This window comes from Rhodococcus sp. IEGM 27, assembly GCF_033142305.1.
In the GTDB taxonomy this organism is placed as follows: Bacteria; Actinomycetota; Actinomycetes; order Mycobacteriales; family Mycobacteriaceae; genus Rhodococcus_F; species Rhodococcus_F oxybenzonivorans.
In genome coordinates, this window is sequence record NZ_JAWLSG010000010.1 from 189,610 (window position 1) to 212,642 (window position 23,033).

21 protein-coding genes are annotated in these 23,033 nt (G+C 66.5%); 18 read left to right on the top strand and 3 right to left on the bottom strand.

Translation table 11 applies throughout. The features are described 5' to 3' along the window. The first annotated feature begins 130 nt into the window (after window positions 1–130). From R4P95_RS27620 to R4P95_RS27640, 5 genes are read left to right on the top strand one after another with little or no spacing between them, the layout of a single operon-like run. On the top strand, window positions 131–1,318 hold the full coding sequence (locus R4P95_RS27620; protein WP_213577119.1) for an iron-containing alcohol dehydrogenase: 1,188 nt from the start codon (window positions 131–133) through the stop codon (window positions 1,316–1,318). 5 nt (window positions 1,319–1,323) lie between these two features. Then, window positions 1,324–2,685: a MadS family sensor histidine kinase gene (locus R4P95_RS27625; protein ID WP_317746973.1), complete on the top strand. Its 1,362-nt coding sequence runs from the start codon at window positions 1,324–1,326 to the stop codon at window positions 2,683–2,685. Further along, the gene (locus R4P95_RS27630; RefSeq protein ID WP_213577120.1) at window positions 2,682–3,368 is read left to right on the top strand and encodes a MadR family response regulator transcription factor; all 687 of its coding nucleotides are present in this window, start codon (window positions 2,682–2,684) and stop codon (window positions 3,366–3,368) included. The genes R4P95_RS27625 and R4P95_RS27630 overlap by 4 nt, the downstream gene beginning before the upstream one ends. Before the next feature lie 41 nt (window positions 3,369–3,409). Next, a complete protein-coding gene (locus R4P95_RS27635) occupies window positions 3,410–4,348 on the top strand; it encodes an ABC transporter ATP-binding protein (RefSeq protein WP_317746972.1) in 939 nt (312 codons plus the stop codon). Continuing rightward, window positions 4,345–6,009: an anibiotic ABC transporter gene (locus tag R4P95_RS27640; protein ID WP_317746971.1), complete on the top strand. Its 1,665-nt coding sequence runs from the start codon at window positions 4,345–4,347 to the stop codon at window positions 6,007–6,009. Before R4P95_RS27635 ends, R4P95_RS27640 begins: the two co-directional genes overlap by 4 nt. Here the strand turns inward: R4P95_RS27640 and R4P95_RS27645 are convergent. Beyond that, complete coding sequence (locus R4P95_RS27645) at window positions 5,996–6,238, bottom strand: helix-turn-helix transcriptional regulator (protein ID WP_317746970.1); 243 nt, start codon at window positions 6,236–6,238, stop codon at window positions 5,996–5,998. The two genes, R4P95_RS27640 and R4P95_RS27645, sit on opposite strands and share 14 nt — an antisense overlap. A gap of 96 nt (window positions 6,239–6,334) precedes the next feature. On the opposite strand from R4P95_RS27645, the gene map reads away from it, so the two are divergent. Both map and R4P95_RS27655 read left to right on the top strand, forming a co-directional pair. After that, on the top strand, window positions 6,335–7,120 hold the full coding sequence (gene map / locus R4P95_RS27650; protein WP_317746969.1) for a type I methionyl aminopeptidase: 786 nt from the start codon (window positions 6,335–6,337) through the stop codon (window positions 7,118–7,120). Between the two features lie 141 nt (window positions 7,121–7,261). After that, window positions 7,262–8,551, top strand: a complete 1,290-nt coding sequence (locus R4P95_RS27655; protein ID WP_317746968.1) for a DUF222 domain-containing protein — start codon at window positions 7,262–7,264, stop codon at window positions 8,549–8,551. A gap of 5 nt (window positions 8,552–8,556) precedes the next feature. On the opposite strand, the gene mftM is transcribed toward R4P95_RS27655, so the two are convergent. Together mftM and mftR are read right to left on the bottom strand one after the other, a co-directional pair. Then, window positions 8,557–9,381: a mycofactocin oligosaccharide methyltransferase MftM gene (gene mftM, locus R4P95_RS27660; protein ID WP_317746967.1), complete on the bottom strand. Its 825-nt coding sequence runs from the start codon at window positions 9,379–9,381 to the stop codon at window positions 8,557–8,559. Between the two features lie 38 nt (window positions 9,382–9,419). Then, window positions 9,420–10,043 (bottom strand): mycofactocin system transcriptional regulator, encoded by a 624-nt coding sequence (gene mftR, locus R4P95_RS27665; RefSeq protein WP_109331699.1) that lies wholly within the window; start codon window positions 10,041–10,043, stop codon window positions 9,420–9,422. A 133-nt stretch (window positions 10,044–10,176) separates the two neighbouring features. On the opposite strand from mftR, the gene mftA reads away from it, so the two are divergent. The 11 genes from mftA to R4P95_RS27720 all read left to right on the top strand — a co-directional run bounded on the left by mftA (window position 10,177) and on the right by R4P95_RS27720 (window position 22,850). Beyond that, a complete protein-coding gene (gene mftA / locus R4P95_RS27670) occupies window positions 10,177–10,272 on the top strand; it encodes a mycofactocin precursor MftA (RefSeq protein WP_005573048.1) in 96 nt (31 codons plus the stop codon). A 1-nt stretch (window position 10,273) separates the two neighbouring features. Continuing rightward, window positions 10,274–10,570, top strand: coding sequence for a mycofactocin biosynthesis chaperone MftB (gene mftB / locus R4P95_RS27675; protein WP_109331694.1), 297 nt, complete (start codon window positions 10,274–10,276; stop codon window positions 10,568–10,570). A 36-nt stretch (window positions 10,571–10,606) separates the two neighbouring features. Next, a complete protein-coding gene (gene mftC, locus R4P95_RS27680) occupies window positions 10,607–11,827 on the top strand; it encodes a mycofactocin radical SAM maturase (RefSeq protein WP_317746966.1) in 1,221 nt (406 codons plus the stop codon). Between the two features lie 31 nt (window positions 11,828–11,858). Then, window positions 11,859–13,040: a pre-mycofactocin synthase MftD gene (mftD, locus tag R4P95_RS27685; RefSeq protein WP_109335232.1), complete on the top strand. Its 1,182-nt coding sequence runs from the start codon at window positions 11,859–11,861 to the stop codon at window positions 13,038–13,040. A gap of 14 nt (window positions 13,041–13,054) precedes the next feature. Then, a complete protein-coding gene (locus R4P95_RS27690) occupies window positions 13,055–15,025 on the top strand; it encodes a mycofactocin system FadH/OYE family oxidoreductase 1 (protein WP_317746965.1) in 1,971 nt (656 codons plus the stop codon). Beyond that, the gene (locus tag R4P95_RS27695) at window positions 15,001–15,813 is read left to right on the top strand and encodes a mycofactocin-coupled SDR family oxidoreductase (RefSeq protein ID WP_109331691.1); all 813 of its coding nucleotides are present in this window, start codon (window positions 15,001–15,003) and stop codon (window positions 15,811–15,813) included. Before R4P95_RS27690 ends, R4P95_RS27695 begins: the two co-directional genes overlap by 25 nt. Continuing rightward, the gene (locus tag R4P95_RS27700; RefSeq protein ID WP_317746964.1) at window positions 15,810–17,768 is read left to right on the top strand and encodes a mycofactocin system FadH/OYE family oxidoreductase 2; all 1,959 of its coding nucleotides are present in this window, start codon (window positions 15,810–15,812) and stop codon (window positions 17,766–17,768) included. Before R4P95_RS27695 ends, R4P95_RS27700 begins: the two co-directional genes overlap by 4 nt. A gap of 37 nt (window positions 17,769–17,805) precedes the next feature. Then, a complete protein-coding gene (gene mftE / locus R4P95_RS27705; protein WP_109331689.1) occupies window positions 17,806–18,498 on the top strand; it encodes a mycofactocin biosynthesis peptidyl-dipeptidase MftE in 693 nt (230 codons plus the stop codon). Between the two features lie 106 nt (window positions 18,499–18,604). Beyond that, window positions 18,605–20,002: a mycofactocin biosynthesis glycosyltransferase MftF gene (mftF, locus tag R4P95_RS27710; protein WP_317746963.1), complete on the top strand. Its 1,398-nt coding sequence runs from the start codon at window positions 18,605–18,607 to the stop codon at window positions 20,000–20,002. Continuing rightward, a complete protein-coding gene (gene mftG / locus R4P95_RS27715) occupies window positions 20,002–21,477 on the top strand; it encodes a mycofactocin system GMC family oxidoreductase MftG (protein WP_317746962.1) in 1,476 nt (491 codons plus the stop codon). The genes mftF and mftG overlap by 1 nt, the downstream gene beginning before the upstream one ends. A gap of 62 nt (window positions 21,478–21,539) precedes the next feature. After that, window positions 21,540–22,850 (top strand): transcriptional regulator, encoded by a 1,311-nt coding sequence (locus R4P95_RS27720; protein WP_317746961.1) that lies wholly within the window; start codon window positions 21,540–21,542, stop codon window positions 22,848–22,850. Window positions 22,851–23,033: the final 183 nt, after the last annotated feature.

Below are 23,033 nucleotides of genomic sequence, written 5' to 3' on the forward strand. Positions count from 1 at the left end.
CCTACCTACCCGATCGGGTAGGTGCCGGACCTGCCCTTCGGTCAGTGTGCGCGTCCGTCCCTGCCCGTAGAGTCGAGGTTCAGCGCTTGTAACCTGGATCACATCATGCGGGCGTGGGAGGAGTGTCGTCTTGTCTGTGTCGTATCCAGTCACCCGAACCACCGCTACGGACCGGCTGGTCAAATTCCATGCACCGGAAATCGTCTTCGGTGTCGGGTCGATGGTCGAGGCCGCGCACGCCGTCCTCCGCCTGGGCGGCTCGCGGCCGATGCTCGTCACCGACCCCGGGTTGATCGACGCCGGCTGGGCCGCTGAACTGCAGGACCAGCTCCGGGAACAGGGACTGACGCCCGTTGTGTGGAGTGCGTTGACGCCCAATCCGAAGGATCACGAGGTCGCGGCCGGTCACGAGGCCTACCAGGAAGGTGGATGCGATGTCTTGATCGCGCTGGGAGGCGGTTCGGTGATCGATGCCACCAAAGGCATCGCGGTTCTCGCCGCGAACGGGGGCAACATTCTCGACTACGAAGGGGTGGATCAGGCGACCAGTCCCATCCCTCCTCTGGTCATGGTCCCGTCCACGTCCGGCACCGGTGCTGACGTGTCGCAATTCTGCATCGTGACGGACACGGCCCGCGGTACCAAGATCACGATCATCGGCCGCGCGCTGGTTCCCGACGTCACCGTGATCGATCCCCGCCTGCTCACGACCATGCCGGAGTGGCTCAATGCGGCCACCGGGCTCGACGCGCTCACACACGGCATCGAGGCGTTCGTCTCGCTGGCGCACAACCCGCTCACGGACCATCACGCGCTTCGCGCGATCGGTCTGGTAACCGACACCCTGGTCCACACCATCGAAGACCCGCTGGAGATGGAGCCGAGGGCCGTCATGGCCCAGGCGAGCCTCGAAGCGGGCCTGGCCTTCACCAACGCCATTCTCGGTGCGGCGCATGCCATGAGCCATCAGGTCGGTGGTCTGCTCGACCTGCCGCACGGCGTGATCAACGGTGTCCTGCTTCCACACGTGATTCGGTTCAATGCGGCCAGCGACGCTGCCCCGTTCGTGGCGATCGCGGCGGCTCTCGGACTGGAGGAACATCGCGGAACCCCAGAGGAAGCGGCCCTCGCGGTCGCGGACCGAGTGGAGCGTTTGGCGCGCGAGGTCGGGGTGCCGCGAGGACTGGGGCAGTTGGGTGTGCGTGAAACCGACCTTCCGCGGCTCGCGGAGTTCGCCCTGCGGGACGCCTGCATGTCCACCAATCCGCGGACGGCCACACACCAGCAGATGGTGGCACTTTTCCGGACTGCGATGTGAGCCCGATGAACGCCCCAGACCTCTCGACACTCACCGGACTCCGGTCGGGTAAACCGACGTTCTACCCGCAGTACCGCGGCGCCGCCGAACGTCTCGAGCGCGTCGTCCATGCGCTCGAGCTCATCTCCCGCGCGCTGGTGCGAACGGTCGAGGGGCCCGAGACGTTGATCTGCGCGGTGGCCGAGGCGGCGCGCGCTCACCTCGACGCGCGCTGGGTGGCATTCGCCCTGGCGGACGGCATGCTGCCCGATGCCGGTCCCCGCCGGCTGGTTCTCGGACCGGACGCCACCCCGTTTCTGGTCGACAACGTCGAGGGACCCCCGCTGCCGGACGAGGTGGTCATGTGCCTCGGCGACATCAGGTCCGCCCGCACCAGCAGGGCGCCCGTCATCGACGCGCACCATGCGTTCGTGCCGATCGTGCTCGAGGGCGGAGTGGTGGGAGCCTTTGCTGCGTGGACGGCGCCGCACCGCACCCTCGACACCACCGATGGTGCGGTACTGAGTATCCTGGCGAGCCAGACCGCGGTAGCCCTGCAGAATTCGGCGCTCTACCAGCGCGGGCAGCGCCTCCTCGAACACGCCGAGCACGCATACGCGGAGGCGCGGCGGACCGCGTCGGATCTTGCGGTCCGCAACGCCGAACTCGAGTCCACCCAACGTCAGCTCGGGGCCGCGCACCGGCATCAGGTACTCGACGAGGAACGCCACCGCATCGCCCGTGAGCTCCACGACAGTGTCACGCAGGCGGTACTGTCGGCCGGAATGCAGATCGAGGTGTGCCGGAGCGGAGTGCCCGACGACGAACGTCGCGAAAGACTCGACCTGGCCAAGGATCTCACTCGTCGCGCGGTCGAGCAATTACGCTCGGCCATCTACGCGCTCAATCACTCCAAGAGTTCGGACCGCACGTCGCTGCCCGGAATGCTCGAGCAGCTCGGTGTGGTGCACATGCCCGACGACCTCGAGGTCAGCGTCCGGGTCGGCGGAACACCGGCGGAGCTGTCGTGTGACCGCGAGCACGCGCTGCTGCGCATTGCCGGCGAGGCCTTGTTCAACGCTGCTGTCCACGCCAACGCGACGCGCGCCGTTCTGCGCCTGACCTATTCGGCGGATTCTGTACTCCTGTCCGTCGCCGACGACGGGGACGGGGATCCGAAGCAGATGCGGCTCATGTTGCGGATGGCGGCAAACAACGACCTGGACGGACACCATCGCGGTCTGGCGAACATGCAGGCCCGGGCTGCGGAATTCGGTGGAACCTTCGAAGTGGCCAGGGCGCGACTCGGTGGAGTGCGAGTGGCTGCGCGAATTCCTCTTGGCGACAGACCTTCCGGGGGAGACAACGACAACGAGGTGGAGCGATGACGATGCGAACTCCGATGCAGGACGAGGCGAGGTCTGCACGAGCAACGTCGGTGGTCCGGCTCGTCCTCGTCGACGATCACGCGATTCTTCGGCAGGGGCTGCGATCCGTACTCGAGCGTGAACCGGATCTCGAGGTGGTCGGGGAAGCGTCCACGAGCGGGGAGGCACTCGACGTCGTCGGGCAGGTGAAACCCGACGTCGTGTTGATGGATCTCAAGTTGTCGGCGGCATCCGATTACGAGGGGCTCGTGCTGTGTGCGCAGTTGTCGTCCGCGAACAAAGGACTGGGACTTCTGGTACTGACGACGTTCCTCGACGAGCAGCTGGTGGTCCGTGCCGTGCAAGCCGGCGCCCGGGGATACGTGGTGAAGGATGTGGACACGACCGAACTGGTGCGCGCCATCCGCGCGGTCTCACGTGGAGAAAGCGCATTCGACTCGCGGAGTGCTTCCGCGGTGATCCGGTCGCTGAACGGACAGACAACCCCGCGGGAAGGACTCACGGAGCGCGAACTCGAGGTCCTGCAACTGCTGGCCACCGGGTTGTCGAACGCGAAAATCGGTGAACGGCTCTTCATCTCGGCCACCACCGTGAAGTTCCACGTCAGCAACATCATGCGCAAGCTCGACGTGGGTAGGCGCGCGGAGGCCGTGTACGAGGCGGGCAAGCTCGGACTGATCTGAAACAGCCGTGACCGGTAGTCGATCGGCGTACCGTCCCTACCATGGCTGCTGCGATTTCGGTGGAGAAACTCGTGAAGACGTTCGGTGTCACCCGCGCCCTGGACGGCCTGGACCTCGAGGTGCGCGCCGGTGAGGTGCACGGTTTCCTGGGGCCGAACGGCTCCGGCAAGTCGACCACCATCAGGGTCCTGCTCGGACTGCTCCGCGCAGACTCGGGTACCACGCGTCTACTCGACGGGGATCCGTGGCGTGATTCGGTGTCGTTGCACCGCAGGCTCGCCTACGTTCCGGGTGATGTGAATCTGTGGCCCAATCTCACCGGGGGTGAGGCGATCGATCTCCTCGCGGGGTTGCGCGGCGGTCTCGACGAGGCCCGGCGTGCAGAACTGCTCGAGCGGTTCGAACTCGATCCGACGAAGAAGGCGCGCACGTACTCGAAGGGCAACCGGCAGAAGGTCGCGCTGGTGGCCGCATTCGCGTCCGACGTCGAACTGTACGTGCTCGACGAACCGACGTCCGGGCTGGATCCGCTGATGGAGTCGGTCTTCCAGGACTGCATCGAGGAGATGTCCGACTCGGGGCGGACGATTCTGTTGTCGAGTCACATTCTCGCGGAGGTCGAGGCGCTGTGCGATCGGGTGAGCATCATCCGCGAGGGCCGAACCGTCGAGACCGGCACATTGGCGGAACTGCGTCATCTCACGCGTACGTCGATCACGGCCGAGACGCAGCGGCCGGTGACCGGACTCGAGAGCATCGAGGGGGTCTACGACGTGCGGGTCGACGGCCTGCACTCTCGATGTGAGGTGGACACCAGTGCGATCGACGGGGTGCTCCGCCACCTACTGTCGTTCGGCATCTCCTCGCTGACGTCGACGCCACCGACGTTGGAGGAGTTGTTCTTACGGCACTACGGGGACGAACTGGCCCGTGAGGGCGAAAACCACCGGCGCGCCGAATCCGGGGCGCAGACACGATGAGCGCCGTGACGGCGCCGGAGAAGGTGGGGCGCGGCCAGTACGCGGGAACCGCCCGGCTGGTGCGGCTCGCGCTACGCCGTGACCGTATCCAGCTGCCGGTGTGGTTATTCGCACTCGCAGCGCTGCAAGCGTTCTCGGCGTCGAGTGTGCTCGGCCTGTATCCCACGGAGGGTGACCTGCGCAGCTTCGCGGTGGCCACTGCGGCGTCACCGGTTGCCCTGGCCACCAACGGTCTGGTGTCCGGGTACAGCGTCGGTGCCGTGCTCGCCAGCCAGATCGTCATGCCGCTGTCTCTCGCTGCCGGCCTGATGACCACCCTGCTCGTCGTGCGGCATACGCGGCAGAACGAGGAGACCGGCCGCGCCGAACTCGTCGAGGCCGCCGTCGTCGGGCGCAGAGCCTTGCTGACGGCCGCACTGGTTGTCGCGGTCGGCGCCAATCTGGTTCTCGGACTGATCAACGTCGTCGTTCTGGTCGCGGAGGGTCTGTCGTTCGCGGGTTCTGTGGCTCTGGGCGCGGCTGTCGCGGGGGCCGGCATCGCGTTCGCCGCCGTCGCCGCGGTGACCGCGCAGGTGACGGACAGTGCCCGCACCGCCAACGGACTGGCCGGCGCCGCGCTGGGTGTGGCGTTCCTGTTTCGTGCAGTGGGCGACATGACAGGGGCGGTGACGGAAAACGGCACTCGGGTGGTGAGTAGCTGGCCGACCTGGCTGTCGCCGATCGGCTGGGCCGAACAGGTCCGTCCTTACGACGACAATGCCTGGTGGGTGCTGGTGTTGCCCGTCCTGTTCGCACTCACGGTCGGCTCGGTCGGCTTCGCCCTCACCGAACGCCGGGACATCGGCTCGGGCCTCGTACCGACCCGCCCCGGCCCCGCCCGCGCGTCCGGGTTGTTGCCGACGCCGCTCGGATCGGCGTGGCGGATACAACGGACGATCCTGTTCTGGTGGGCATTCGGCATCACCGTCCTCGCCGTGGTGTACGGCGCAATCGCGGACCAGATCGACGACTTTCTCGGCGAGGGCGAGCAGGTGGCCGACATGATGGAGCAGCTCGGTGGCGGCACCACCGACATGGTCGATGCCTACTTTGCCGCCATCTTCGGCATGATGGCGATCGCGGTTGCGGGTTACGCCGTACAGGCATTACTCCAAATGCGGGGTGAGGAATCGGCGGGACGACTCGAACCGGTTCTCGCGACAGCGCTCTCACGTCCGAGGTGGATGCTCGCGCATGTAGGCCTGGTCGTGTCGGGAATCGTTGTCCTGCAGGCACTGACCGGGGCGGCAACCGGGCTCGCGTACGGTCTCGTGACCGACGACGTACCGGGAAAGGTGGTGCATCTGACCGGTGCTGCTCTGGTCTTCGTGCCTGCGATCGCAGTGGTCGCGGCCGTGGTGGTGTTGTCGTTCGGTGGTGTCCCGGCCTGGTCGACCGGGATCTCCTGGGGCGTGCTCGCCGCCTGCCTGATCTTCGGATTCCTCGGACCACTGCTCGGTCTGCCTCAGGCGGTGCGCGACCTGTCACCGTTCACACACGTCCCCGCCGTTCCCGCGGCGGAGGTGACGGCCGCTCCGCTCGTGCTGCTCGCGACGATCGCCGTCGTCGTGATCGCCGTCGGGGTGGTGCTGTTCCGGCGACGCGACATCACCGGTTCGTAGACTGCGCGAGGTCGTCGAGGGGTACGGCGAGGACTCGGGCCAGAGCTGCAATTGTCGTGAATGCCGGAGTGGGCATCCGGCCGGTCTCGATCTTGCGCAGAGTCTCCGGTGAAATCGCCGCCTCCTGAGCCACTTCGGCGAGAGTGCGATCGCCCCGGGCACGGCGTAGATACGCCCCCAGGCGCTGACCTGCCGCGAGTTGGGCCGGAGTGAGCGGGAGACGCACCATGCCACCAGCCTACTCGACGGTGGTATGAAAATACCGGACGATCGACTATGGTGGTATTTTAATACCGGCTATCGGGTCGGATGGAGAGGAAGATCTGTGCTGGAATTGAAGACCCCTCGGGAGATCGAAGCGATGCACGTCACCGGTGTATTCATCGCCGAGCTGCTCGGCGACCTCGCCTCCCGGGCCGAGCCGGGGGTAAACCTGCTCGAACTCGAGCACCGCGCCCGCCAGCTGATCGCCGACCGCGGTGCCCAGTCGTGCTACTGGGATTACGCGCCGTCATTCGGGCGAGGGCCGTTCCGCAATGTCATCTGTTTGTCGGTCAATGATGCAGTGCTGCACGGGCTTCCGCATGACTACGTCCTGCGTGACGCAGACCTGCTGAGCATGGATATCGCGGTATCGATCGACGGGTGGGTCGCCGATTCGGCGCGAAGTGTGATCGTGGGTGTTCCGCGGCCGGAGGACGAGCGTCTCATCGAGGCGACCGAGCGTGCCCTGGCGGCGGGGATTGCCGCTGCGCTGCCCGGTAACCGCCTGGGCGACATCTCTGCTGCGATCGGCGCCGTCGCCGCCGACTACGGGTACCCGGTCAACACCGAATTCGGTGGCCACGGACTCGGGCGCACCATGCACGAAGACCCCCACGTGTCCAACATGGGACGCGCCGGACGTGGTCTGAAGCTGAAGCCGGGTTTGACCCTTGCGCTCGAACCATGGCTCGCCGCCGGCACCGACAAAATCATCTACGACGACGACGGGTGGACCATCCGATCGGCCGACGGGTCCCGTACCGCGCACAGCGAACACACCATCGCCGTCACCGACGGCGCGCCACTCGTGCTGACGTGTCGGGATTACGTCGCGGCCCCTGAGTAGTGGTCCGGCGGCTGTTGAAACCCTGCGCGACAATGTGATTCGCCCTGGCTATTGCTCTGGTGGCCTGCAGTTGCTAGAATCGAACAAAGTTTCGAACAAAGTTTCGAACAAAGTTTCGAACAGCCTTGGGGGAGGTTGACTATGGGGGGAATTGTTGTACCGGATCTGGACGAGGTGCGTGCGTTCACCGCACGGCTTCGTCTGGCTTCTGTCGACGGCGATGCGGGGTTGGGCATCGATCTACTCGATGCGATCGAGACGTTGAAATCGGTCGGCTGCGCAGTGCAGGCGGTGATCACCGAAGACGTCGCCACGAGTATCCGACAAGACCGTAAAGCTCGACAACTGCCGCGGTCCGAGTGGGACCGGGGGATTGCGTCGCAGATTGCATTGGCGCGTAGGGAATCTCCGAACCGAGGTGGCCGGCATCTGGGGTTCGCGCGGGCGTTGGTGCATGAAATGCCGCACACCCTGGACTTGTTGCGATCGGGGCGGTTGAACGAATGGCGGGCCACCCTGCTCGTGCGCGAGACAGCCTGCCTGTCAGCGCATGATCGGGGTATCGTCGATCGCCGGTTGTGCGCGGACCCAGGCATTCTCGACGGAGTCGGCGACCGGGGTCTGGTTGCACGAGCGAAAGCCCTTGCGGTCGAGCTCGATGCCGCGGCGGTTGTCCGAAGGCACCGCAAGGCAATCTCGGAGCGACGGGTCACCACGCGTCCGGCGCCGGACTCGATGGCGTATCTCAGCGTGTTGATGCCTGTGGAACAGGCTGTCTGCCTGCAGGCCACACTGGGCCGGGACGCCGACAGTCTCATCGCCACCGGCAACAGTGGTGGCCGCAGCCGCAATCAGGTGATGGTGGATTTGTTGTTCGCGCGCGGCACCGGAGCGTCACTGGCGTCCGGTGTGCCGGTGTCGGTGAACCTGGTGCTGTCGGACGAGTCGCTGCTGGCCGGCGGCCACGAGGCAGCCCACCTGCAGGGGTTCGGGCCGGTGCCGGCGGGGATAGCACGACACATGGTGGCTGACGCCATCGATGGAGTTGCCGAGACGGCATTGCGGCGGGTGTATTCGTGCCCGCAGTCGGGGGCGCTGACGGCGATGGAATTCCAGTCGCGCACGTTCCCGAAGAGCCTGAAGACGCTGATCGATCTCCGGGACCGCACCTGCCGCACACCGTGGTGCGATGCCCCGATCCGCCATCACGACCACATCCGCTCGTACGGCAACGCGGGTGCGACCAGCGCGGACAACGGGTCCGGGCTGTGCGAGGCCTGCAACTACGCGAAGGAAGCACCGGGATGGAATGCCCGCCCACTACGCAATCTCGGCCGCACCCACCTCATCGACCTCGGCACCCCGACCGGACACCACTATCGCTCCACGGCCCCGCCGCTACCGGCGGCCGCGCACCTGCGCGCATCGTGAGGCGGTCAGCAGTCGATGACGAGCCAGCCGCCGTGGTGTTCGAGCACCTCGAACGGGCGTCCTGTCGCGTCGCCGAGCTTCGTGAGCGACCGGGTGTCGAAGGTGCGGATATGTCCGTGGCTCGCGGTTGCCTCGTCCTCATAGGGGACAGCGACGACAACCCGGTCGCGGGCAACGCGGAGGGCCTCGGATATCACCGCGGTACCGATGCTGTCGTCGACGTGTTCGAGGAGGTGGATGGCGGTGACGGTGTCGAAGCTGTCGTCGGGAACCGGTACGTGCGCGGCGTCGCAGACGAGGGTGTCCAGGTCTAGTCCGAGCTCTGGTGCAACGGCGTCGAGGAGGGTCATGGTGCCGGGCAGAATGTCGGTCGCCGTGACGGAGCGACCCGCGCGGGCGAGTCGCAGGGGCAAGAATCCGAAGCACGACCCGAGGTCCAGGACGGAACCGCGGACGAGTTCCTCCGCCTTCTCGTGGATCGGTGCGAAGTCGGCGGTGCCGTCCAGCAATTCGGCCAGAGAGTTGCGGTAGTAGACGGTCCAGGCTTCGAGCGCACCGTCGACGGTGGAGCGAACAAGCCCGACCATGGTCGACTCGAATTCGTCCTGACCGAAGTCGGCGTCCTCGATCGACGCAGTGACCGAGGCCACGAGCCGCTCGCTCAGATCCTCCGGTGTCAGGGCATGCCGCACCCGCAGGTGGTCGCCGTCGCGGGCGAGCGTGAGCGGTCCGGCGGCGACGCGCTCTACCGTGACGTGGCCGTGTGACCAGAGACCGGATTCGCACGGAGCGAGAGAGTCGAAAGCGGGGGTGTCGAGAGTGGAGGACATTCGAGGCAACCTTGCCTAGTGGTGGTGGCGGGAGAACATCAGGTTCGTGTGTCGGGCTCGCCGAGGGAACTCAGCCCATCGTAAAGCGATTGCATTCCGCTGGCGAGTAGTTCGTTCAGTTCGAGCGAATCGTCATCGAGCCACTGCTCGTATGCCGACATTGCAACGCCCAGTAGGAGATAACCGACAGTGCGCGGAATGTGGTCGGTGGGTGAGACTCCGAGTCGGCCGGCCACGTACTCGGCGATGACGTTGCGCCATCCTTCGTACATCACCACCGAATATGCCTGCAGCGCAGGTACCCGCAGAATGAGGCCCATCCGCTTGCGGTGATTGACTTCCTCGCTTGCAGGGAAGGCGTTGAACTCGAGGAGGGCGGCCGTGAGGCCATCCGCGATCGGTATGTCGTCGGGCTGTGCGGCGAGTTGAGCGCGCATCTCGGCGAGGTGGGCGTCGAAATCGCCCCACGGGATCGCATTCTTGGACGGGAAGTAGCGAAACAGGGTGCGCCGGGCGATGCCGGATGCCTCGGCGACCTCGTCGACGCTGGTGGCGTCGAACCCTTGCCGGGTGAACAGCTCGATCCCCACCGTACTGATCCGGTCCTGCGTTGTGGACGGGCGTCGCCCTATCCGACTGGCTGGTTTTCGACGACTTTTCATGTTTCGTCCCTCCCGGTCTGTCATTCTGCACTCGATGCCATTACAGTGGTGAGGCGAGTCACAGAAGGGTCCTTCTATGACGGGAAGCATCTCAGTGACTCGCCTACGTATCACCGAACAGTAGGAGGAAATCATGTCCGATCGTGACAACAACGTGCTGGAGAACGATCTCGTCGAGGAATCTCTCGTCGAAGAGGTGTCGATCGACGGCATGTGCGGCGTGTACTGACATGCCCGAAGCACCCGCAGCGACCGGTACAGCCGGTATCGATCTCGATGTGGGCTGGAAGCTTCATCCGCAGGTGGCGCTGCGTCCCGAGCCGTTCGGGGCGCTGCTCTACCACTTCGGGACACGCAAGCTGTCGTTCCTGAAGAACCGCACAATCGTCGCGGTGGTGGAGGCCCTTCCCGACCACTCCGACGCCCGGTCCGCATTGCGGGCGCAGGGCATCGGGGACGACACCGCTCCGCAGTACGCGCGAGCCCTCGGCACTTTGGCCGAGTCGCACATGATCGTCCCCGCCTGACCAGCTCTCTTCGCCCCGTATCAGAGGATCCAGCCCATGACCTCCATGCTCGAAAGGCCCTCCGCCCCGGTCGGCCGACTCGTCGACCAGTTCGAACTGGGGCTCGACGCCCCGATCTGCCTCACGTGGGAACTGACCTACGCGTGCAACTTGTCGTGTGTGCACTGCCTGTCCTCGTCGGGGCGGCGTGATCCACGGGAGCTGAGCACCGAGCAGTGCAAGGCGATCATCGACGAACTGCAGCGTATGCAGGTGTTCTACGTCAACATCGGTGGCGGCGAGCCCACCGTGCGCTCCGACTTCTGGGAGCTCGTCGATTACGCCACCGCGCACCAGGTGGGAGTCAAGTTCTCCACGAACGGGGTGAAGATCGACAAGAAGGTTGCCGCCCGGCTCGCGGCAAGCGACTACGTCGACGTGCAGATCTCCCTGGACGGCGCGACGGCCGAGGTCAATGATGCCGTTCGTGGTCCGGGATCGTTCGCGATGGCGGTGCGGGCGCTGGAGAATCTGTCCGAGGCCGGTTTCAAGGACGCCAAGATCTCCGTGGTGGTCACCCGGCACAACGTGTCCCAGCTCGACGACTTCAAGGCCCTGGCGGACAAGTACGGCGCCACACTGCGCATCACCCGGTTGCGCCCGTCCGGCCGAGGAGCGGACGTGTGGGACGAGCTGCACCCCACCCAGGCGCAGCAGCGTGAGTTGTATAACTGGCTGGTCGCCAATGGTGACGGCGTGCTCACGGGCGACTCTTTCTTCCATCTTTCCGCTTACGGTGACGCGTTACCGGGTCTGAATCTCTGCGGCGCCGGCCGGGTAGTCTGCCTGATCGACCCAATCGGCGACGTCTACGCGTGCCCCTTCGCCATTCACGAGCAGTTCCTCGCCGGAAATATCGTGGCGGACGGCGGCTTTCAACATGTGTGGCAGCACTCCGACCTGTTCCAGGAACTGCGGTCTCCGCAGACCGGGGGAGCGTGCAGCAAGTGCGCCCACTACGACTCCTGCCGCGGCGGCTGTATGGCCGCGAAGTTCTTCACCGGGCTTCCGATGGATGGACCCGACCCCGAATGTGTTCAGGGATACGGCGAGGCGGCGCTCGCAGGTGAGCGCGGCGACATTCCGAAATCCAGCGTCGACCACTCCCGCACCGGCCAGCGCCGGACCCCCCGGGCACCGGTTCCGCTGACGTTGATGGTGCGTCCGCCCGCCAAGATTTGTGACGAGAACCCGCTTGCGGGAATGGAACAGACGTAAACCGTCTGTCGGTATGAGAGGTTTTTTCGACATGGGTAAGAATCCGTTCTTCGAGACTGTGGCCGAGGCCCAGCGTCGCGCGAAGAAGCGTTTGCCGAAGTCGGTGTATGCGGCGCTGATCGCCGGTTCCGAGCGCGGGCTGACGGTCGACGACAATGTCACCGCGTTCGGTGAGCTGGGGTTCGCCCCGCACGCCGTCGGTCTCTCGGACAAGCGTGAGCTGTCGACCACCGTGATGGGGCAGAACATTTCGCTTCCCGTCGTGATTTCCCCGACCGGTGTACAGGCGGTGCATCCCGACGGCGAGGTCGCGGTGGCACGTGCTGCGGCGGCGCGGGGGACGGCGATCGGCTTGAGTTCGTTCGCGAGCAAGTCGGTCGAAGAGGTCACCGCGGCGAATCCCCAGACCTTCTTCCAGATGTACTGGGTCGGTACCCGGGACGTGCTGATTCAGCGGATGGAGCGGGCTCGTGCGGCCGGCGCCACGGGGCTGATCATCACCACCGACTGGTCCTTCTCCTACGGGCGCGACTGGGGCAGCCCGGCCATCCCGGAGAAGATGGATCTGAAGGCGATGATCCAGTTCGCACCGGAAGGCATCACGCGTCCGAAGTGGCTCTACGAGTTCGCGAAGACCCGGAAGATCCCGGATCTCACCACACCGAACCTCGCGGCACCCGGTCAGGAACCGCCCACGTTCTTCGGTGCGTACGGCGAATGGATGCAGACGCCGTTGCCCACCTGGGACGACATTGCGTGGCTCCGTGAGCAGTGGGGTGGGCCGTTCATGCTGAAGGGTGTCATGCGCATCGACGACGCCAAGCGTGCCGTCGACGCCGGTGTCACGGCCATCTCGGTGTCCAACCACGGTGGTAACAACCTCGACGGCACACCTGCGCCGATTCGGGCGCTGCCTGCAATCGCCGACGCGGTCGGCGATCAGGTCGAGATCCTTCTGGACGGCGGCGTCCGCCGCGGCAGCGACGTCGTCAAGGCGCTCGCTCTCGGCGCCAAGGCGGTCATGATCGGCCGCGCGTACCTGTGGGGCCTTTCGGCGAACGGTCAGGCCGGTGTCGAAAACGTTCTCGACGTCCTGCGCGGCGGCATCGATTCGGCGCTCCTCGGACTGGGGCACTCGTCCATTCACGACCTCAGTGCATCCGACGTCGTGATCCCGCCCGGATTCCAACGCGTCCTGGGCGCCGAATCCTGACTCGACACGCGTAGATGGCTGCGCAGCTGACCGACCGGATCACCCTGGCGGGGCGTCATGCCTCCTCCAGGGTGCTCTTCGGTCCGCATGTCACGAATCTCGGTGTGCGACGGTATATTTCCCCGCGTCACGTTGCGTACTACGAGCGGCGGGCGAGAGGTGGTGCGGGAATCGTCGTCACCGAGGTCGCGTCGGTGCACGCCTCCGACTGGCCCTATGAGCGCGCGCCACTCGCTGCCGACTGCGTTGACGGCTGGCGCGACGTCGTGTCGGCGTGCCGCCCACACGGCACTCTGGTGCTGGCCGGGCTGGGTCACACCGGACTCCAGGGCTCGAGCGCTTATTCACAGTCCGTGCTGTGGGGACCGTCCCGGGTGCCCGACGTGGTGTCGCGGGAGATGCCGATGCAGATGGAGCGGCGCGAAATCGAGGAACTCGTCGAGGGTTTCCGCGCCGCCGCGGTCGGTGTGGTCGAGGCGGACATGGACGGGGTCGAACTCGACGCCGGGCCGAGGGGACTGCTGCGTCAATTCCATTCGGGGCTCACCAACATGCGCGGCGACGAGTATGGGGCCGACCGTCTCAGGCTCACCCGCGAGGTGATTGCCGCTGTCCGGCAGGAACTGGGTCCGGGTCGTGTACTGTCGCTGCGTCTTTCGTGCGACGAACGGACGTCGTGGGGTGGCATCACACCCTCCGTCGCCGCAGAGCAGGCGAAAACCCTGGCCGGTGCGCTCGATCTCGTGGTCGTGGTCCGCGGCGGTGCACTGTCGGTCACGGCGTACCGTCCCGATTTTCACACTCCGGCCGGATTCAACACGGATACGTGCTTGTCTGTTCGGCGGGCGGTGGCCGGCGGCGTTCCGATCACGCTGCAGGGCAGCGTGATCGACCCCGTTCTCGCTCGGCGGGCGCTCGATGACGGTGTCGCGGACGTGATCGAGATGACGCGAGCGCAGATCGCGGACCCCGATCTGGTCGCCAAGATCCGGAGCGGTTCCGCGCCGCGCCCCTGCATCCTGTGCAATCAGACCTGCCGGGTGCGTGACCCTCGCAATCCTCTCGTCACCTGTGTCGGCAATCCGACCGCCGGCCACGAGGTCGTCGACCCGCCGGAACCGCAACCGTATCCGTGCATATCCGCGGATGCGGAGACGACGCTCGTGGTGGGCGGCGGGCCGGCGGGACTCGAAGCGGCGCGCGTCCTCGCGATGTCCGGTCACCGTGTCACGGTCGCCGAGGCGGCAGACCGCCTCGGTGGTCTGGTGAGGATAGCCGCCGTCGATGCACCGCACCTGCAACCTCTGACGGACTGGCTCGAAGCCGAGTGCCGGTCCTTGGGTGTCGATTTCCGCCTCGGTGTCACTGTGTCCGACGCGGACGTCGATGCCGCCCACAAGAACGGGGTGACCGTGGTGGTGGCCACCGGTAGCCGGCCCCGCCCAGCGCCATTTCCCGTCGACGGGACCACCCAGTGCGTCGACGCCGTCGACGTGTTGAGCGGCGCCGCCCTGCACGAGGGTCCGGTCCTGGTCTTCGATCCGATCGGAGGCCCGATCGCGGTCGCCCTCGCGGAATGGCTCGCGGCGTCGGGGCGCGAGGTCGGTGTGGTGACTCCCGACCCGGTGGCCGGATCGCGTCTGGGCCCGAGCGGCGACCTGTTCGATGCCAACGGGCGTCTGCAACGGGCGGGTGTCGCCCGTCACCTGTCGAGTCGGATCGTGTCGGCGGGACACTCGGGTGCGCGGATCCGGAACCGGTACACCGGCGCGGAAACTCTGGTTCCGTGTGCCGCCGTCATCGACTGCTCCCCCCGGTTACCCGACAACACTCTGCGCTCCGGCGCGGTTCGGGTCGGTGACTGCGTCGCTCCCCGAACACTTCTCGAAGCGATCCGCGAAGGCCGCCTCGAGGCACATGCCCTTCGGTTACCCGCGTCAACGAGAGATAGGACGATGTCATGGGACAGTTCGACGGCAAGGTAGCGTTCATCACCGGGGCCGCCCGAGGGCAGGGGCGGACGCACGCTGTGCGGCTGGCCCGTGAGGGCGCGGCGATCATCGCCGTCGACATCTGCGGACCGGTATCGACGTACAACACCTATGAACCGGCGACGCCCGACGATCTGGCCGAAACGGTGCGACTGGTGGAGTCCGAAGGTGGCAAGATCCTCGCAGAGCAGGCCGACGTCCGGGACAGCGCCGCGCTGCGGGCTGTGGTGGATCGGGGCGTCGAACAGTTCGGGCGGCTCGACATCGTGATCGCGAATGCGGGCATCTGTAACTGGAGCCGATTCTGGGAGATGCCCGACGAGCAGTGGGAGACGCTGATCGATGTCAATCTCACGGGTGCGTGGAAGACATTGAAGGCGGCAGTGCCGGCTTTGATCGAGGGCGGGCGGGGTGGGTCCATCATCGTCGTGAGCTCGGTCGCCGGTATCAAACCCTTGCCGGGTCAGGCCAATTATGCAGCTTCCAAGTTCGGTCTGGTCGGCCTGACGCAGACGGCGGCAAAAGAGCTCGGCGAGTACAAGATCCGGGTCAACTCGATTCACCCGTACGGTGTCAAGACCCCGATGGGCACCGACCCCGGCAGTCTGGTGATACTCGAGAAACACCCCCATTATCTGTCGAGCTTCGGAACGATCCTCACCGAGCATCCACTGGCCGGGACCGACGACATCACCGATGCGGTGCTATGGCTGGCCGGTGACGGTTCCCGCACGGTCACCGGAAGTCAGGTCGCTCTCGACATGGGCAACACCAAGGTGTGAACACCGCCTACCGTCACCTCTTCACCCCGTTGCGCCTCGGACCGCTCACCGTGCGCAATCGGGTGGTCTTCTCGGCGCACCTCACGGGATACGCCGTCGACGGACTCCCGACCGAGCAACACGCCGCTTATTACGCGGCGCGCGCGAGGGGCGGTGCCGGGCTGATCATCTCCGAGGAACATGCCACCCATCCCGGTGACTGGCCGTACGAGAAGGTAATCGCGGGTTACCGCCCCGAGGTGGTGCCCGGATATCGGCGGATCACCGACGCCGTGCACGAGTACGGCGTACCGATTCTCGCTCAGCTCAACCATAACGGTGGTCAGGGGTCGAGCCTGTATTCCCGGCGGCCGCTGTGGGCGCCGAGTGCCGTACCCGACCCGTTGTTCCGTGAAGTACCGAAGGAGATGGACAGCGGGGAGATCCGGACGCTGATCGACGGGTACGCACTCGTCGCCGAGCAGTGCATCCGCGGCGGCTTCGACGGCATCGAACTGCAGTGCTCTCATTCTTCGCTCGTCCGTAGCTTCCTGGCGCCGGCGACCAACCAGCGCACCGACCGCTACGGAGGTTCGCTCCGCAACCGCGCTCGCTTCCTCCTCGAGGTCGTGGCCGCGGTCCGCGAGGCGATCGGACCGGACCATGCACTCGGGGTGCGGCTCGCCGGTGACGATCGGTTCGAGGGAGGCGTCGAGCTCGGCGAGGCCGTGGAGGTGGCGGCCTTCGCCGATGCCAGTGGGCAGGTCGACTACATCAACACCTCGATCGGGATGGCCACCGAAACCCTGCACATGATCGAAGCGTCGATGGCGGTGCCCCGCGGCTATGCACTGTTCATTCCGAACGCCATCCGGCAACGGGTGGGTCTTCCCGTGGTCGGAGTCGGACGGTTCACGGATCCAGCTCAGGCCGACCGGGCTTTGGCAGAGGGTCATTGCGACCTGATCGGTGTGGTGCGCGGACAGGTCGCCGATCCTGACTTCGCCGCAAAGGCGCTGGCGGAGGACACAGCCGGCATCCGGACGTGCCTGTCGTGCAATCAGGAATGCGTCGGCCGGATGGGCCTCGGCCGGTGGCTCGGTTGCGTCGTCAACCCGCGTGCGGGCAAGGAATCCGTGGCCCTGCCCGAACCGCGGGTCCGCGGGCGCCGGGTTGTTGTGGTCGGTGGCGGCCCGGCGGGATTACAGGCAGCCGCGACGGCCGCGCTGCGTGGTCACACCGTGACGCTGTACGAGCGAGCGCGGGAACTCGGGGGACAGGTCCGTACTGCCGCAGTGGTGCCCGGCCGCCGTGAATTACTCAGCCTGGTCACGAATTTGGAGAAGGAGTGCCGCCGTGTCGGTGTGGATCTGCGCACCGGCACACCGGCGACGGCAGAGGCCGTGGCCGGGTGCTCCCCGGACGTGGTGGTGCTGGCAACGGGAGCTCGTCCGGTGCGCCCCCACTGGGCCGGCCGATCCGATCGGATCGTGGATGTGCGCGACGTCCTCGAAGGACGGGCCGGGCCGCAGGGGACGGTGCTGGTTGTCGACGACCTGGGGTTCCACCAGGGAACGTCGGTGGCGGAGTTCCTTGCGGACGGCGGGTGCGAGGTCACGATCTGTACACCGGGAATGATCGTCGGTCAGGACCTCGGCATCACGCTGGACCTCGAGGGCTGGAACCAGCGGGCGCACCGCAAGGGCATCACCCAGTTGACCGAGGTGGTGCCGACCGACAGTGATCCCGGCGAGCGATCACAGGTCGCCGTTGCGTTGCTGCATCACCCGACCGGGCGGGTCAGCAGACTCACCGTCGATTGGGTGGTGGTTTCCGTCCATCAAGAACCCGACGACGACCTCTGGGCCCCGTTGACTACCGCGGGCTTCGACGTGCATCGCATCGGCGACGTCCTCGCCCCGCGGCGCGCGCACTCCGCCGTCATCGAGGGTGAACGGGTCGCGTTGTCGCTCTGATGGCAGCGCCTACATCCGCCTCGCATAGCATCGGGCCATGACCGCTTCCGGGCCCCTCGAGGACGCAGTGTGGACGGATTTGGACCGCGGCGGGGCGACTGTCGCCGTCCCCGTCGGCTCCCTGGAGCAGCACGGCCCGCACCTTCCGCTCGACACCGACACGGCAATCGCCGCAGCAGTGACGGGGGCCTTGCCCGGCGTGCTGGCGGCGCCCGCGATTGCCTACGGAGCCAGCGGCGAGCACGAGGCGTTCCCGGGAACGGTGTCGCTCGGCGCGGATGCGCTCGACACGGTGCTGGTGGAGTACGGGAGGTCGGCGTGCCGCTGGGCGGGTCGGGTGCTGTTCGTCAACGGTCACGGCGGCAACGGTCCCGCGCTGGTCAAGGCTGTTGCCTTGCTCCGGTACGAGGGCCGGGATGTCGCCTGGGTACCCTGCGCCGTGCCGGGTGCAGATGCGCACGCAGGCCGTACGGAAACGTCCCTGTTGCTACACCTTTCACCCGATCGGGTACGTTTGTCCAGCGCCGAACCCGGCAATGTCGAACCTCTCGCAAGCTTGATGCCAAGACTGCGCGAAGGCGGTATGGTCGCCGTGTCGGCCAACGGCGTGCTCGGTGATCCGACGGGCGCCACGGCCGCGGAGGGGGCGCACTTGTTCGGCGCACTCGTCGAAGACGTGTCCAAGGCACTGGCCCGGTGGGAGCCGGGCCCCGATGGGAGGCTCACATGACCCACGCGGGAGTCCTCGGGTGGCTGAGGACGCATCGTCGTACCTTCGGTGTTCCCGATATCCGGTATGACCTGCCCGTGCTGTCCGACGCGCATACCATCGACTGATGCGCCAAGCTCGACTTCCCGACGGATTCGGAATCCGGATCGATCCGAAGGTGCGCGCATATTCCGGCGGCCGAGTCCTCATCGGCGGTTCACCGACACGCATGTTGAAACTCGCGCCTACCGCTGCGGCCATGATCGGCGACGGATTCCTGGAGGTCGTCGATCCGCAGTCGGCGGTGGTCGCCCGCAGACTCCTCGATTCCGGCGTCGCCAATCCGCGGCCGATGAGCACTCCCTCACCCCAGGACGTCACCGTGGTCATTCCGGTGAAGAACAATCCGGGCGGGCTCCACCGCCTCCTCGCGTCGCTGCGGGGCCTGGAAGTGATCGTGGTGGACGACGGTTCCGACGTTCCGGTGGTCTCTCCCGCGTTGCAGAACGGGTGCGGACGCGTCACCGTTCTCCGTCACGACACCGCCAGGGGTCCCGCCGCGGCAAGAAACACCGGTCTCCGTTCCGCGGCAACCCCCTTCGTTGCCTTTCTGGACTCCGACGTGCTGCCTCGAACGGGATGGATCGAAGTGATGCTCGGCCATTTCAGCGACCCGGCGGTCGCGCTCGTGGCCCCGCGGATCGTCGCTCTCGACCCCGAGGCGAGCACGCTGGCGCGATACGAGCACGGCCGATCCTCACTGGATCTGGGGCGCAAGGAATCGGCGGTCCAATCCGGTGGGCCCGTGTCGTATGTGCCCAGCGCGGCGATGATCGCCCGCCGTGAGGTGGTGGACGAGTTCGGTGGATTCGACGAGTCCATGCACGTCGCCGAGGATGTCGACCTGTGCTGGCGCCTGCAGGAATCCGGCTGGCGGCTGCGGTACGAGCCTGTGGCTCATGTGGCGCATGATCACCGGGTCACCTTCGGCAAGTGGTTCGACCGCAAGTTGTTCTACGGGACGGGTGCGGCGCCGCTCGCCTCGCGGCACGCGGGGATGGTTCCGCCGCTGTCCATGTCTCCGTGGACGTTTTTTGCGTGCATCGCCGCGGCCACCTGCACTCGGCTCGGTCTGCTCGGAGCCGTCGCCACCCTGGCGATGATGGTGGTGCGTCTTCGCCGCATGTTCACCGGGCTCGATCAGCCCACCCGCATCGCCGCGATTCTCGCAGCTCGAGGGTTTGCGGGCGGTGCCTGGCAGCTCGCCTCCGCGATGTGCCGGCACTACTGGCCGATCACGCTCGTGGCGGTGGTGCTGTCGAGACGGATCCGCCGGATCGCCCTCGCCATCGCGATCGCGGAGGGGGTCGCCGACTGGGTCACCCACCGTGAACCCGGCGGACTGGGTCCCGTGCGGCACACTGCGTTCAAACGGATCGACGACATCGCCTACGGTGCCGGACTGTGGAAGGGCGTGATCGCGGCCCGTCATTTCGACGCCGTGAAGCCTCGGCTGAAATCGTAGTGGCCGGTCCCGTCCGAGCTGCCGACGTGGTAGTCGTCGGCGGTGGTTCGAGTGGTTGTGTCGTCGCCGCGCGGCTCAGCGAGGATCCTGACCGAACCGTCGTCCTGCTCGAGTCCGGTCCCGGGTATCGATCGGCGGCCGAGTGTTCTTCCGTGCTCGACTACCGCACGTTGCCGGTCGGCCCGCGCAGTCCCTACGGCGACACCTACGGAATCGAACTGACGCCCGGCATACCTTCGGCCATGGTGCGCGGTCATGTCCTCGGAGGTTCGGGCGCCGTCAACGGTGCATATTTCATCCGCGGGACGGCGCCGGACTTCGATCGGTGGCCGCCGTCCTGGTCGTACGACCACGTGCTGCCCTTCTTCCGCGCGCTGGAGACAGACGTGGATTTCGAGGGCCCATTGCATGGCGCAACGGGTCCTGTGCCCGTGCGCAGGCAACCGGCCGATCGGCTGAGTGCGGTGAGTGCAGCCTTCCACCTCGCCGCCCTCGACCTGGGGTTCGCGGAGGAAGCGGACAAGAACGGGCGCGACGGCGAGGGAATCGGACCCGTGCCGCTCAATGTCGGCGACGGCCGGCGGGTCAGTACGGCGTCGGCCTATCTGCTGCCCGCGCTCGATCGCCCCAATCTCACGGTCGACGTCGACTCGCACGTCGTTCGCATTCTTTTCTCCGGCATCAGGGCGGTCGGCGTCGAGGTCGACAGCGGCGGCGCTCGACGGGTGGTCCGGGCGGATCGGGTGGTTCTCGCGGCAGGCGCCGTCGAGACGCCTGTGCTGCTGATGCACTCGGGGATCGGGCCGACTGAACATCTGCGGGACAACGGCATTCGTCCGGTGACGGATGCACCGGGTGTCGGGAGCGACTTCAGCGACCACCCCGAAGTGGGTCTGCCCTATCGGGTCCGGGCTCCACTGAGCCGCGACGCCACCAGTCCGGTGCTCGAGGCCGTGCTCAACGTCGGACAGATCGAAATTCGTCCGTACACGGCATCTTTCGATGTCCTCGTACCCGGGTCCGGTCAGCCCGTTCCCCGGCTGGGAATAGGTGTAATGACTCCGGAGAGCCGGGGTCGAATTCGCCTGGCGTCCCCGCACCGCCGCGTCCGTCCGCGGGTAGAGTATCGCTACGCGGAAACGGACTCCGATCGCCGGGCGCTCCGGGACGGCGTCGCTCTCGGTGTGGAACTACTCCGATCGCCGGCCTTCCACTCGCTGGTGGAGCCGGTATCAGAGGAAGTGTCGGACAACGCGGTGCGAGCCCACCTGGGGACGTCGCAGCACCTCTGTGGCAGTTGCCGAATGGGGAATTCGGACGACGCCGGCGCGGTGGTCGACGAGCGCTGCAACGTCCGTGGAATCGACGGACTCACCATTGCCGACACGTCGGTGTTCCCGGTGGTGCCGAGTCGTGGCCCGCACGCCACCGCGGTGATGGTGGCCGAACGGGTCAGTACCTTCCTCTCGGGGTGACAGGCCTCGCCCGCCGGAAGTGTGGCCCGCGTTACAGTAGTAGAGACGCCGTGGAGGATCCGATGCAGAAGCAACCGCCCACCGGGGGCAACCCGTGGGTCGCCGTACGACCCGGCGACGATGTCGCAGTGCTCGCACGACGGGTATCGTCGGCGCACCAATTGTTCGTCGACCGGTCCGTGCCCGCCGTCCCCGACACGGAGCAGAATGCCGTCCGCTCCGTCATCCTCGATTCGTGGATGCGGAGCACCCGTAAGGGCGTCAATCCGGACGGCGCAGCCCGGGCAGATCATCTTGCCGCCTCGGAGCTGGCCGAGTACCGGGCCTCGCATCCGATGGCGCTGATCCGCCCGGTCGTGCGCAAACTGCTCGTCGAGGACGCGGCCGACACCGGTCTTCTCGTCGCCATCACCGACGAGAAGGGGCAGCTGCTGTGGGTCGAAGGCGATTCCTCGGCCAAGGATCGTGCGCTGGACATGAACTTCGTCGAGGGTGCCGACTGGAGTGAAGACACCGTCGGCACCAATGCACCGGGAACGGCTCTGGCCCTCGATCACTGCGTGCAGATCTTCGGTGCCGAGCATTTCAGCCGTTCGGTCCACGAGTGGAGTTGCTCGGCTGCCCCGGTCCACGATCCTGCTACCGGGCTGATCGTCGGGGCCATCGACATCACCGGTGGTCCGCGGGTAGCCGTCCCCGAGGTGCTCTCGCTGATTCGGGCCACCGTTGCCGCGGCAGAAGCCGAACTACGGCTGAACCTGCTGCGTTCGCCGCAGCCCCTCGTCGACACCGTCACCCGGTTGCAGGTACTGGGCTCGGGTCGGCCCAGCCTCGTCCGCGGAGGCCGGCGTACTCCGCTGTCGCAGCGCCACGCAGAAATCCTGCTGCTCCTCGCCGAGCATCCCGAGGGGCTCAGTTCGGACCGTCTCGCCGTCCTCCTCGACGAGAGTGATCTGGACTCGGTCACGATCAGGGCCGAGATGTCCCGGCTCCGAAAAGTTTTCGGGACGGCGGGTATCGGCTCTCGCCCGTATCGGTTGCTCGCCGACCTGGTGTCGGATGTGCAGCAGGTGCGCAGTGCCCTCGACCGGGGCGAGCTCGCCGCTGCCCTGGACATCTATTCCGGTCCGGTGCTGCCCGGATCCGACGCACCCGGCGTCGAGGACATCCGGGACGAACTGCGTGCGCGGGTGCAGGCCGCGTTGCTCCGTGAGGGTGACCAACGTTTGCTGGCGCGGTGGACCACGTCGGTGCACGGCCGAGCAGACGTGGCCGCGTGGGAGGCCTATCTCGCGGGACTCGATCCGCGTTCGCCCCTGTACTCGCAGGTCAAGTCTCGGGTCGATCTGTTCGATCAGCAGTACGCAACGTAGTTGCAACGGTACGTTCCCTAGTGTTGTGAGTCACATCCGAAAAGCAACTGAGCTTCACGACACCAGGGAGTTATCGATGACCGTGTATGCCCGCCCGGGTTCGCCCGACGCCGTCATGTCCTTCCAATCGCGTTACGACAACTGGATCGGCGGCCAGTGGGTTGCGCCCGTCAAGGGCCAGTA

Coding starts and splice junctions, on each gene's coding strand:
- R4P95_RS27625 (WP_317746973.1), top strand. CDS start 1,324: ATGAACGCCCCAGACCTCTCGACACTCACCGGACTCCGGTCGGGTAAA.
- R4P95_RS27630 (WP_213577120.1), top strand. CDS start 2,682: ATGACGATGCGAACTCCGATGCAGGACGAGGCGAGGTCTGCACGAGCA.
- R4P95_RS27635 (WP_317746972.1), top strand. CDS start 3,410: ATGGCTGCTGCGATTTCGGTGGAGAAACTCGTGAAGACGTTCGGTGTC.
- R4P95_RS27640 (WP_317746971.1), top strand. CDS start 4,345: ATGAGCGCCGTGACGGCGCCGGAGAAGGTGGGGCGCGGCCAGTACGCG.
- R4P95_RS27645 (WP_317746970.1), bottom strand. CDS start 6,238: ATGGTGCGTCTCCCGCTCACTCCGGCCCAACTCGCGGCAGGTCAGCGC.
- R4P95_RS27655 (WP_317746968.1), top strand. CDS start 7,262: ATGGGGGGAATTGTTGTACCGGATCTGGACGAGGTGCGTGCGTTCACC.
- mftM (WP_317746967.1), bottom strand. CDS start 9,381: ATGTCCTCCACTCTCGACACCCCCGCTTTCGACTCTCTCGCTCCGTGC.
- mftR (WP_109331699.1), bottom strand. CDS start 10,043: ATGAAAAGTCGTCGAAAACCAGCCAGTCGGATAGGGCGACGCCCGTCC.
- mftA (WP_005573048.1), top strand. CDS start 10,177: ATGTCCGATCGTGACAACAACGTGCTGGAGAACGATCTCGTCGAGGAA.
- mftB (WP_109331694.1), top strand. CDS start 10,274: ATGCCCGAAGCACCCGCAGCGACCGGTACAGCCGGTATCGATCTCGAT.
- mftC (WP_317746966.1), top strand. CDS start 10,607: ATGACCTCCATGCTCGAAAGGCCCTCCGCCCCGGTCGGCCGACTCGTC.
- mftD (WP_109335232.1), top strand. CDS start 11,859: ATGGGTAAGAATCCGTTCTTCGAGACTGTGGCCGAGGCCCAGCGTCGC.
- R4P95_RS27690 (WP_317746965.1), top strand. CDS start 13,055: ATGGCTGCGCAGCTGACCGACCGGATCACCCTGGCGGGGCGTCATGCC.
- R4P95_RS27695 (WP_109331691.1), top strand. CDS start 15,001: ATGGGACAGTTCGACGGCAAGGTAGCGTTCATCACCGGGGCCGCCCGA.
- mftE (WP_109331689.1), top strand. CDS start 17,806: ATGACCGCTTCCGGGCCCCTCGAGGACGCAGTGTGGACGGATTTGGAC.
- mftF (WP_317746963.1), top strand. CDS start 18,605: ATGCGCCAAGCTCGACTTCCCGACGGATTCGGAATCCGGATCGATCCG.
- R4P95_RS27720 (WP_317746961.1), top strand. CDS start 21,540: ATGCAGAAGCAACCGCCCACCGGGGGCAACCCGTGGGTCGCCGTACGA.